Annotated in this window: 9 protein-coding genes; 6 read left to right on the top strand and 3 right to left on the bottom strand. The window is 71.6% G+C overall.

The window, feature by feature from the left end:
- Positions 1-970: vWA domain-containing protein (locus AC07AB_RS03165; RefSeq protein ID WP_478559097.1), on the top strand; the 970-nt coding region annotated here is incomplete at its 5' end.
- Here the strand turns inward: AC07AB_RS03165 and AC07AB_RS03160 are convergent.
- Both AC07AB_RS03160 and AC07AB_RS03155 read right to left on the bottom strand, forming a co-directional pair.
- Positions 909-2,189, bottom strand: coding sequence for a sensor histidine kinase (locus AC07AB_RS03160; protein ID WP_478559730.1), 1,281 nt, complete (start codon positions 2,187-2,189; stop codon positions 909-911). The genes AC07AB_RS03165 and AC07AB_RS03160 overlap by 62 nt on opposite strands.
- A 14-nt stretch (positions 2,190-2,203) precedes the next feature.
- On the bottom strand, positions 2,204-2,857 hold the full coding sequence (locus AC07AB_RS03155; RefSeq protein ID WP_478559727.1) for a response regulator transcription factor: 654 nt from the start codon (positions 2,855-2,857) through the stop codon (positions 2,204-2,206).
- A 248-nt stretch (positions 2,858-3,105) separates the two neighbouring features.
- Here AC07AB_RS03155 and metG point away from each other — a divergent pair, with 248 nt between their 5' ends.
- The 4 genes from metG (at position 3,106) to AC07AB_RS03135 (ending at position 8,663) form a co-directional block, all read left to right on the top strand.
- Positions 3,106-4,845, top strand: a complete 1,740-nt coding sequence (gene metG / locus AC07AB_RS03150; RefSeq protein ID WP_478559094.1) for a methionine--tRNA ligase — start codon at positions 3,106-3,108, stop codon at positions 4,843-4,845.
- Between the two features lie 359 nt (positions 4,846-5,204).
- Complete coding sequence (locus tag AC07AB_RS03145; protein WP_478559091.1) at positions 5,205-5,858, top strand: response regulator transcription factor; 654 nt, start codon at positions 5,205-5,207, stop codon at positions 5,856-5,858.
- Between the two features lie 31 nt (positions 5,859-5,889).
- On the top strand, positions 5,890-6,582 hold the full coding sequence (locus AC07AB_RS03140; RefSeq protein ID WP_478559088.1) for a Pvc16 family protein: 693 nt from the start codon (positions 5,890-5,892) through the stop codon (positions 6,580-6,582).
- Positions 6,583-6,590: 8 nt separating this feature from the next.
- Entirely contained in the window at positions 6,591-8,663 is a 2,073-nt protein-coding gene (locus tag AC07AB_RS03135; RefSeq protein ID WP_478559724.1) for an ATP-binding protein, read from the top strand.
- Between the two features lie 92 nt (positions 8,664-8,755).
- On the opposite strand, the gene AC07AB_RS03130 is transcribed toward AC07AB_RS03135, so the two are convergent.
- Positions 8,756-10,153: an RICIN domain-containing protein gene (locus AC07AB_RS03130; RefSeq protein ID WP_478559085.1), complete on the bottom strand. Its 1,398-nt coding sequence runs from the start codon at positions 10,151-10,153 to the stop codon at positions 8,756-8,758.
- A 411-nt stretch (positions 10,154-10,564) separates the two neighbouring features.
- Between AC07AB_RS03130 and AC07AB_RS03125 the strand changes: the two genes are divergently transcribed.
- The gene (locus tag AC07AB_RS03125; RefSeq protein WP_478559082.1) at positions 10,565-11,104 is read left to right on the top strand and encodes an NUDIX hydrolase; all 540 of its coding nucleotides are present in this window, start codon (positions 10,565-10,567) and stop codon (positions 11,102-11,104) included.
- Positions 11,105-11,110: the final 6 nt, after the last annotated feature.

Raw genomic sequence — 11,110 nt, 5'->3', positions numbered from 1 at the left:
CCCCCTCAGCACGGACGAAACCACCGCCCCCGTCGCGGGCCCCGTCGTCACAGACGAAACCGCCACCCCCGCCGCCGAACCCCTCGTCACAGACGAAACCACCACCCCCGCCGCGGGCCCCCTCAGCACGGACGAAACCACCGCCCCCGTCGCGGGCCCCGTCGTCACAGACGAAACCGCCACCCCCGCCGCCGAACCCCTCGTCACAGACGAAGCCACCGCCGCCCCCACCGAACCCCTCAGCACAGACGAAGCCCCCGCCCCCACCACAGCTCCCACCACCGCCCCCGCCCTCGCCCCCCTCCGCGAAGCGGCCGGAGCCGCCCTCGAAAAGCAAGGGCTCACCGGTCAGCGCGCCACCGTCTATCTCGTGCTCGACCGGTCCGGGTCGATGCGCAACTACTACAAGGACGGCACCGTTCAGCACCTCGCCGAGCAGGCGCTCGGGCTGTCCGCGCACCTCGATGACGACGGGGTCGTGCCCATCGTCTTCTTCTCCACCGACGTCGACGGCACCGCCGACATCGGGCTCGACAACTACGCCGGCCGCATCGCCGAGTTGCACGCGGGCCTCGGGCACATGGGGCGTACGAACTACCACTGGGCGATCAACGCCGTCGTGGAGCACTACGAGAAGTCGGGGGCCACGGACCCCGCCCTGGTGATCTTCCAGACGGACGGCGCACCGACCGGCAAGGCCGCCGCCGAGAAGGCGCTGTGCGACGCGGCGCGGCTGCCGATCTTCTGGCAGTTCGTGGGGTTCGGCGACCCGGCGGGGAAGGGGTTCGACTTCCTGCGGAAGCTGGACGATCTGGCCGTGCCGGAGAAGCGGGCGGTCGACAACGCGGGGTTCTTCCACGCGGGCCTCGACCCGCGGTCGCTGTCGCACGCGGACCTCTACCGCGAGCTCATGATCGAGTTCCCGGAGTGGCTGACCGAGGCGCGCGCCGCCGGGATTCTCGGCCGCTAGTCTCGCCCAGCCGCACCATCACCATGAGGCCGCCCCCGGGGTTGGGGGCGGCCTCCGCCGCGCCGCCGTGGGCGCGCGCGATGGACCGTACGATCGACAGCCCCAGGCCGGTGCCGTCCGCCGAGCCGAGCCGGTCGCGGCCGTCGCCCCGCCGGAACGGCTCGAAGAGGTCGGCGACCTCGTCGGCTTCCACGAACGGCCCGGTGTTGCGCACCGTCAGCAGCCGCGGCCCCACCCGCACGTCGACCGTGCCGCCGTCGTGGTTGTGGATGACCGCGTTGCGCAGCAGGTTGCCGGTCAGCTGGGCCAGCAGCACCCGGTTGCCCCACACCTGCGCGTCCGTGGAGTGCACCGTCACCTTCACCCCGGCCCGTTCCGCCCGGCCCCGCACCGCGGCGGTCTCCTCCGCGACGACGTCCGCGAGGTTCAGCCGGTCGCGGCTCTCCAGGCCGCGCTCGCTGCGCGCGAGCACCAGCAGCCCGTCGATGAGCCGTTCGCTGCGCCGGTTGGTCGCCAGCAGCGTCGCCTTCGTGTCGGCCAGTTCCTCCGCCGACGGGCGACCGCCCTCCAGCCCCACCTGGATGGCGACGCGCTGGGTGGCGAGCGGGGTGCGCAGTTCGTGCGAGGCGTTGGCGATGAACCTGCGCTGGCTGTCGAACGCCCCCTGCAACCGCCCCAGCAGCGCGTCTATCGTGTCGGCCAGCTCCTTCAGCTCGTCGTCGGGGCCGCCCTGTCCGATGCGCTCGTGCAGGTTCCGTTCGGAGATCCGCCGCGCCTTGGCCGTCATGACGTGTACGGGCCGCAGCACCCGGCCCGCCGTCCACCAGCCGACGCCGACCGCGAGCAGCGCCGTGACCAGCAGCGCCACCACCGACCAGAAGACCAGCTGCTGCGAGGCCGCCTGGCTGACGCCGTCGGAGACCTGGGCGATCTCCCGCATCCGGTACACCCTGGCGCCCGGCTCCTCGGCGACGGTGGTCGCCGTCGCCGCCGGCTCGGGGATGCGGTGCACGGGTACGTACAGCTTCACCGGGTGGCCCGTACGGGCCTGGGCCTCGGAGCGGATGTGGCCCGCGCGCTCCTGGGTGCCGGCGCTGGAGAGCACGTTGACGAAGATCAGCAGCGCGGTGGCCAGCACCAGGAAGACCCCGCCGAAGACGACGGCGACCCGGGTGCGGACCTTGTGACCGTGCGGGCGCCGCGCCAGCGACCCGCGCATGGCGCGGACCCGGCTCACAGCGCGTACCCGACGCCCTGCTCCGTGCGGATCAGCGCGGGTTCGCCGAGTTTTCCGCGCAGTTTGCTCATCGCGACGCGGACCGCGCCCGTGAACGGGTCGGCGTTCGCGTCCCAGGCCCGTTCCAGCAGCTCCTCGGCGCTGACCATCGCGCCGTCGGCCTCCAGCAGGATCTGGAGGACCGCGAACTCCTTCGGGGAGAGGTCCAGCACCGCCCCGTCCCGCACGGCCGTGCGCCGCACGGTGTCCAGGACCAGCCCGGAACGTTCCAGCACCGGCGGCGTGGGCCGGGCGCTACGGCGCCTCAGGGCCCGTACGCGCGAGATCAGCTCGGGGAACTCGAACGGCTTGGGCAGATAGTCGTCCGCCCCCAGGTCGAGGCCCGAAACCCGGTCCTCCATGGAGCCCGCGGCGGTCAGCATCAGGATGCGGGTGCGGGAGCCGTCGGCGACGAGCCGGCGGGTGACCTCGTCGCCGTGCACGCGCGGCAGATCGCGGTCGAGGACGACCACGTCGTAGTCGTGCAGCCCGAGGTAGGCGAGGGCCGCGTCCCCGCTGTAGACGGTGTCCACGGCGAAGCCGGCCCGGCGCAGGCCGGTCGCGACCAGCTCCGCCAGTACTTCCTCATCCTCGGCGACCAGTACCCGCATGATGGCGTTCATCTCCCTCTGCACCCTTCGCCCCCTTCCAGGATGCGGGTGTACAGGAGGAGATGTTTCGCGAACGTCTCTCTTGGCGCCGCGAACGTCCGGATCAGGTTCGCGCACGTCCCCGCCGGGTCGGTGGGCGGGCAAATCGGGGGAGGGTGGTCCGTCGCCCTCCGATACGATATTGGAGGCCCGCAGAGGACCCGCGGGCCAAATTGTCACACCCGGTACCGACTTGGGAGCAGCCTGCAATGGCTCGACACCTCATCACCAGCGCCCTTCCCTATATCAATGGGATCAAGCACCTGGGCAACATGGTGGGGTCCATGCTCCCGGCGGACGTGTACTCCCGGTACCTCCGCCAGCGCGGCCACGACGTCCTGTACATCTGCGCCACCGACGAGCACGGCACCCCCGCCGAGCTGGCCGCCAAGGACGCCGGGCTGCCGGTGGCCGAGTACTGCGCCCAGCAGCACGACGCGCAGCGGGCGATCTACGACGGCTTCGCGCTGGCCTTCGACCACTTCGGCCGCAGCTCCTCGACGCAGAACATCGAGATCACCCAGCACTTCGCGCGCAAGCTGCACGAGAACGGCTTCATCGAGGAACGGGCGATCCGCCAGGTCTTCTCGCTCGCCGACGACCGTTTCCTGCCGGACCGGTACATCGTCGGCACCTGCCCGCACTGCGGTTACGACAAGGCGCGCGGCGACCAGTGCGAGAACTGCACCCGGGTGCTCGACCCCACGGACCTCATCGAGCCGCGCTCCGCGATCAGCGGCAGCGGCGACCTGGAGATCCGGGAGACCAAGCACCTCTTCCTCCTCCAGTCGAAGCTGGCGGCGGAGGTCGAGGCGTGGATCGACGCGGTCGGCGACGAGTGGCCCACGCTCTCCTCGTCCATCGCCCGCAAGTGGCTGACCGAGGGGCTGCACGACCGCGCGATCACCCGCGACCTGGACTGGGGCATCCCGGTGCCCGCCGACGTCTGGCCGGAGCTGGCGGCCGAGGGCAAGGTCTTCTACGTCTGGTTCGACGCCCCCATCGAGTACATCGCGGCGACGAAGGAGTGGGCCGAGGCCGCTTCGGACGGTGACGGTCCCCGCGACTGGAAGTCGTGGTGGTACGAGGCCGATGACGTCCGCTACACGCAGTTCATGGGCAAGGACAACGTCCCGTTCCACACGGTGATGTTCCCGGCCACCGAGATCGGCACCCGCGAGCCGTGGAAGCGCGTCGACTGCGTCAAGGGCTTCAACTGGCTGAACTACTACGGCGGCAAGTTCTCCACGTCGCAGAAGCGCGGCATCTTCACCGGTGATGCCCTGGAGATCCTGCCCGCCGACTACTGGCGCTACTTCATGATGGCGAACGCCCCCGAGTCGGACGACACGTCCTTCTCCTGGGAGCTGTTCTCCTCCGTCGTCAACAAGGACCTCGCCGACACCCTCGGCAACTTCGTCAACCGCGTGCTGTCCTTCTCCCGCAAGCGCTTCGGCGACGCGGTGCCGGAGGGCGGCGCGCCGGGCGACGCCGAGCGGAAGCTGGGCGAGCAGATCGCGGAGCTGCTCGCGGAGTACGAGGGCCACATGGAGTCGCTCCAGTTCCGCAAGGCGGCCGCCGCGCTGCGGGCGCTGTGGAGCGCGGGCAACTCCTACCTGGAGGAGAAGGCCCCCTGGCTGGAGATCAAGACCGACCCGGAGGGCGCCGCGCTGACCCTGCGTACGGCGATGAACCTCATCCACCTGTACGCGGTGGTCTCCGAGCCCTTCATCCCGTCCTCGGCGAAGGCGATGCGCGCGGCGTTCGCGCTGGCCGACGACGTGGCCACGTGGGTGACGGCCGACGAGGCCAGGGCGCTGGCGTGGGTGCCGGCGGGGACCGGCTTCACGGTGCCGCCGGTGCTCTTCGCCAAGATCACGGACGAGGACCTGGACGGCTACCGCGCCCGGTTCGGCGGCGAGGAGGCCGCGGCGACGACCGCCGAGTAGCTGTAGCTGTACGGACATAGCTGCACGTATCACGAGGAACCACCCGCCCTGGGCCGCTCTCCGGCCCCTGGGCGGGTGGTTTTTCGTTGCCGTCGGCCCACTGTCGATTGCCGACGGGGGTGCCCCACGCGTCACCGCCGGACCGCCGGGGCTAGGGTCGCCCGCAGCTCGCCCATATGACCCGGCGAGACGCCTCGACTGCCCTCGAACACACCGTCCATGTGAACGTTCGGGCACGGGATGTACACCTCTTGGGCACAACATCAGGGGTCTGTTGATCGTTCGGCAATCTTTTGTTGAGCACTATCGAGCACTCTGGGACTGTCGCTACACGGGGGAAGACAAGGAACAGAACACCAGTGCTCGAAAAACGCGTCACGGTGGTCGTCCACGCCGCGGACCCGCTCAGCCGGGCCGGGGTCATCAGCCACCTGCAACATCAGCCCACCGTCGAACTCCTGGAGCGCCCCGGTTCGACCGCCGGGGAGGAGCCGCGCGGCACCGTCGCCGTCGCGCTCGTCGACCGTGTCGACGAGGCGGCGGGCGCCGAGCTGAGACGCCTCGTCAGAGGCGGCGAGCAGCGCGTGGTGCTGATCGCGAGCGAACTGCGCGAGCCGGAGCTGATGACCGTCGTGGAGTACGGCGTACGCGCCATCCTCTGGCGCCACCAGGCCACGCCGCAGAAGCTGCTGCGCGCCGTGCACAGCGCGGCGCGCGGCGAGGGGGAGCTGCCGCCCGACCTGATCAACAGACTGCTGACCCAGGTCGGGCGGCTGCGGCGGTCCGCCATGGACTCCGCCTCGTCCTCGTTCGTACCGACGCTGGGCATGGCGCCCCGCGAGGTGGACGTACTGCGGCTGGTCGCGGAGGGAATGGACACCCGGCAGATCTCGGAGAAGCTGGCCTACTCCGAGCGGACCGTGAAGAACGTCCTCCACGCCCTGATGACGCGGCTGCAACTGCACAACCGCGCGCACGCCGTGGCGTACGCGCTGCGGGAGGGATACATCTGATGGCACCGAGGCGACATTCGGGGGACAGCGCGTGATTCACGAGGTCGACGAGGCACTGCGGCGCGTACTGCGCGGCGGTGCGATGCCGGACACGACCGGGGAGGTCGTGTTCGAGGCGCCCACCCGCGACTGGGCGGCGCGCCGCAACGCACCCACGCTCAACGCGTATCTCTACGACATCCGCGAGGAGGTCGCCCGGCGCGAGCGCGGTGCGATCAACGTCCGGGACGCCTCCGGAATGGTGGTGCGCAGACGTCAGCCACCGCGCTGGTTCCGGCTGTCGTACCTGCTCACCGCGTGGACGACCCGGACCCAGGACGAACACCGGCTGCTCTCGGCGGCGCTGGGCTGCCTGCTCTCGCACGACATCCTGCCGCCCGCCGCGCTGACGGAGGCGCTCACCGCCCTGGAGGTGTCGCTGCCGATATCGGTGGCGGTGCCGCCCCCCGAGTCCCGTTCCATCGCCGACATCTGGTCGGCGCTGGGCGGCGAGCTGAAGCCCTCGCTGGACGTGGTGATCACGGTGCCGTTCCCGGTCTCGCCCTCGTACGAGGTGGCGCCGCCGGTCACGGAGGCGGTCACCCAGGTCAAGGGCGTCAACGGCGTCCCCTCCGACGCGCAGCCGCGCGTGCTGCGCTCGGTTCCGGGCGACGGCTCCGGGGCCGTCGGCGCGCCGCGCACCGGGCCCCGCGCCCGCCGTGAGCCGGGGTCGGTGGCACGGTGAGCGCCGCCATGGACCGTACGGACGGACTCGGGCCTGGCGGGTCCGACGGGCCTGACGGGTCCCACGGGGCGGCCGTGCTGCGGCGGCTCGGGCTGCTGCGCGAGCGCGTCGCCGAACTGGTGGAGCGCCGCAGCGCCGACGACCCGACGGCCGACGACCCGCTGCGCGGGCTGTACGTGTCGCCGGAGACGGCCCAGCGGCTGGCGGCGGTTTCCGGGCCGGTGGCCGTCGGGCCCGGCATCCCGCTGGAGGATGCCCCGGGCGGCCCGGACGGCCCAGGCCGTCCAGAAGACGAAGCCCCCGACCGGCTGGTCCGGCTGACGGAGCGGTTCGGGCTCTCGCCGCTCGACGCGCACATCCTGCTGGCCGCGCTCGCCCCGGACGCCGACCGGGGGTTCGAGCCCCTGTACGGCTACCTCAACGACGACGTCGGCCGCCGCCGCGCCACGGTCGCGCTCACCCTGGAGCTCGCCGGCACCGGCCCGTACGACGCCTCCGCCCGCGCCCGCTTCCACGCGGCCGCGCCGCTCATCGCGGGCGGCCTGCTCGCCGTCGAGGACGAGGACCGGCCGCTTCCGGGCCGGGCGCTGCGGGTGCCGGAGCGGGTGGTGGCGCATCTGCTGGGCGATGACGCGCTCGACGGCGGCCTGGGCGCCGCGGGCGTCCGGTTGGCACCGCCGAACGCCGCGGAGGCGGGCCCGTTCGCGGCCCGGCTCGCCACGCTCGCCTCGGCCGGGCCGCTCGCCGTCCATCTGCGGGAGCGGCGGCCGGGCACCGCGGCCGGACCCGCCATCGAAGGGCTCGCCGCCGCCGGGCTGCCCGTACTGCGCTACGACCCGTCGCGCGCGGAGCAGGACCCGGCGCGGATCGCGCCCCTGCTGGTGCGGGAGGCGCGGCTGCGGGGGGCCGCCCTGGTGGTGGGGCCGGTGTCCGAGCGGCCCGGGCCGCTGATCGAGGCGCTGGCCGTGCCGGACGCCACGGTGGTCTGCTTCGGCTCGGAGCCGTACGACCCGGGGTGGGCCCCGGACGCGGCGCTGGTCGGGATGGACGCGCCGCAGGACGTGGTGGACCTCGCGGACGTGTGGTCGGCGGAGCTGGGCGCCATCGGCGACCCGGGGTTCGAGCTGGCCGAGACGGTGGCCGCGTACCGGCTCAGCGCCGCGCAGATCCGCCGGGCCGCCCGTACCGCCACCGCGCTCGCGGCCTTCGACGGCGGTCCGCTCACCGCGGCCCATGTGCAGCACAGCGCGCGGCAGCAGTCCGCGCCGCTGCTGGACCGGCACGCGCGCCGGGTGCGCCCGGCGGTCGGGTTCGGCGATCTGGTGCTGCCCGACGAGCCGCTCAAGATGCTGCACGAGCTGGCGCAGCGCGCACGCCACCGGGAGCAGGTGCTGGGCCAGTGGCGGCTGCGTACGGGCGGCGGGCGCGGGCGCGGCGTGGTCGCGATGTTCGCGGGCGAGTCGGGCACGGGCAAGACGCTGTCGGCGGAGGTCGTGGCCGGGGAGCTGGGCCTGGACCTGTACGTGGTGGACCTGTCCGCGATCGTCGACAAGTACGTGGGCGAGACCGAGAAGAACCTTGAGCGGATCTTCGTGGAGGCGGACCGTACGGACGCGGTGCTGCTCTTCGACGAGGCCGACGCGGTCTTCGGCAAGCGCTCGGAGGTCAAGAGCTCCCACGACCGGTACGCCAACCTGGAGAGCGCCTATCTCCTCCAGCGGCTGGAGTCCTTCGACGGCGTGGCCGTGCTGACCACCAACCTGCGGGCCAACATCGACGACGCGTTCACCCGCCGCCTGGACCTGGTGGTGGACTTCCCGTTCCCGGACGAGGCGCAGCGCGTCTCCCTGTGGGAAGGGTGCCTGATCTCGACGCCGTGCGAGCCGGAGCTGGGACTGGACGTGTGCGCCAAGGAGTTCGAGCTGTCCGGCGGTGCGATCCGCAGCGCCGCCGTCACCGCCGGGTATCTCGCGGCGGGCCGCGGCGAGGCGGTGTCGGCGGCGGACGTACGGGCCGGGGCCGAGCGGGAGTACCGCAAGATGGGGCGCCTGGTGCCGGGCCCGGCGATGATATGGACGTAGCCTGACGCGTCCGAACCGTCTCAAGAAGAAGCGCCCGGCCGGGAGAAGAACCTCCCGGCCGGGCGCGCTCGTTGCTGCGGAGCGGGACCGCGCTACTGCGCGACGATCATCCAGGCCATGTTGTCGTTGTTGTGATCGGCGCACCCCTGGGTGGTCGCGCCCTTGTCGTTCACCATGTTGAAGACGCACGTGCCGTTGTCGACGCTGATGATGCGCTTGCGGCCCTCGTCGCCGGGCGCGTCCACGAGCCGCCACTTCTGGTTGACCCGCAGGTTGCCCGTCTTCAGGTCCTCCGGCTTGGTGTGCATGATCTGGAGCAGATTGGTGTGGAAGCCGTCCGGGTTGACCACCTTGTCCAGGATGGCGCCCGGGGCACTGGCGGACTCCAGGGCGTACGTGTTGTCGTCCTTGTAGTGGTGCAGGATCCACAACTGGTTCTTGCCGAACTCGTCACCCGTCATCTTCGGGCTCTGGCCGACTGACGTGCCGTTCTCCTGCTTGCCCGCGTCGGTCTGGAGGTACCAGCCGCCGCCGGACTTGTCCTTGATGGTGAACAGCTTCGGGCCGCTGGGCTTCTTCTTCTTATCGCCGCCACCACCGCCGCCGCCCTTCTTGTCCCCGCCGTCGTCGTGCTTGTCGGGGGTGGGCGTCGTCGTCGGCTCCTGGGTCGGCGGCGGGCTCGGGGCCTTCGACATCTCGCCCTGAGGAAGCTTGGTCAGCTCCCCCGCCTTCTCGCGGGCCTGCGTGGAGACGCCCGGCCGGTGCTGGAACCAGAGCACCAGGAAGATCATGAGCAGCGCGAGCAGCACGCCGAGGATCGCCATCAGCCAGCGCGGCAGGATGGACGGCTGTACGTACGTACCGCGCAGCTCGGTGGGTTGCGCCACCCCGGCCCGCAGTACGGACAGCGTGAACGGGTGCTTGCGGGTGCCGCCGACCCAGCTGATCGACCCGGCCTTGATCCGCAGCAGCGCGAACCCGGCGCGTCCGGGCGCGACCTGGACGGCCCCCGGATCGGGGTCGACGGACAGCGAGTCGCCGTTGTCGCGGGTGGAGAAGGACGTGGTCAGCGGCTGATTGCCGAGGTTGTCGACGGCGACCTGCGCGGTGGCGCGCCATCTGCCGCGTACCACGAGCGGAATCAGATCGGTGTTCATCTCGGCGAAGGAGCCGACGGTGATCTGCCCCTCGGCGACGTCGGCCGACTGCGGCTGCTCACGCGGCAGCACACGCACGCCGAAGGCGACGGGCCCGGCCTTGGCATCAGAGGTGCGCGGCGGAGCGAAATCCACCTGCGCGGTGCCCTCCGCACCCGGATAGAGCCGCAGCACATCCGGCTCGATCCGCCCCCAGCCCGCCGCGTCACCCACCAGCGACAGCCGGTACTCCTCGACGGTGTCCCCCGTATTGCGCACACGCAGGCGCACACCGGCGCTGGAGCCGGGGTCGACGGAGGTCGCGGCCGGTTCCAATGAAGTCCACATGCTCACCGTCGACAGTGAACGCGAACCAGGAGCCGCGTGAAGCGTACGCACGGGCAGCATCGGGGGCAGCGTTCGATGCCCGATCAGCCCTTGCGGCCCTCAGGGCCGAGCTGCGGGCACGACTCCCCCACCCGACGACCCGCCCCGGCCCCGACCGACGACGATCGTCCCGGCTGCGCGCCCGCGCCCGGGGGCGACGGCACCATCTGGGCACGGTAGACGGCACGGCGGATTTCAGGTGGTACGTGAGGGCAGAAGTGGGGGCAGCGGTGGTGCCTTTGAGGACGGGGCGATAGCGGGCGGCTACGGCTGGACGCGCTCGCCGGCCCGGCCGGTCGGCCGAGCGGCCCGTTCCAGGACATGTTTCTCGTCAGAGTGACATCCTGGAGGCTTCGCTGAGGTAAGGGAGTTGGGCTCATGCGGTGGACCGTCCATGGCGAGCGGCAGATCTACAGCAACCCGTGGGTCAACCTGTGGCTCGCGGACGTCCAGCAGCCCGATGGCCGCCGGTGGGAACACCATGTCGTGCGGATGCGCCACCTGGCGGTGGCCGCGGTGGTCGACGACCAGAAGCGCGTGCTGATGATGTGGCGGCACCGGTTCATCACCGATACCTGGGGCTGGGAGCTGCCCATGGGCCTCATCGAGGCCGACGAGACCCCCGAGCAGGCCGCCGCCCGGGAGGTGGAGGAGGAGACCGGGTGGCGGGTGGAGGCCCTCAAGCCGCTGGTCTACGCCCAGCCCGCCAACGGCATCACCGACTCCGAACACTTCGTCTTCCGCGCGGACGCGGCCTCCTACGCCGGCCCGCCGACCGAGTTGAACGAGTCCGACCGCATCGAGTGGATTCCGGTATCCGAGGTCCGAGGCATGATCGACCGCCGTGAGGTCGTCAGCAGCGGCAGTCTCGTCGGCCTGCTGTACCTGCTCCTGGACGAGGCGACTGGCGGCTTGTAACGGTCG

Source organism: Streptomyces sp. NPDC044033 (assembly GCF_056434425.1).
This window is presented reverse-complemented; position numbering and strand designations above follow the sequence as displayed.

Coding starts and splice junctions, on each gene's coding strand:
- AC07AB_RS03125 (WP_478559082.1), top strand. CDS start 10,565: ATGCGGTGGACCGTCCATGGCGAGCGGCAGATCTACAGCAACCCGTGG.
- AC07AB_RS03155 (WP_478559727.1), bottom strand. CDS start 2,857: ATGCGGGTACTGGTCGCCGAGGATGAGGAAGTACTGGCGGAGCTGGTC.
- metG (WP_478559094.1), top strand. CDS start 3,106: ATGGCTCGACACCTCATCACCAGCGCCCTTCCCTATATCAATGGGATC.
- AC07AB_RS03135 (WP_478559724.1), top strand. CDS start 6,591: ATGGACCGTACGGACGGACTCGGGCCTGGCGGGTCCGACGGGCCTGAC.
- AC07AB_RS03160 (WP_478559730.1), bottom strand. CDS start 2,189: ATGCGCGGGTCGCTGGCGCGGCGCCCGCACGGTCACAAGGTCCGCACC.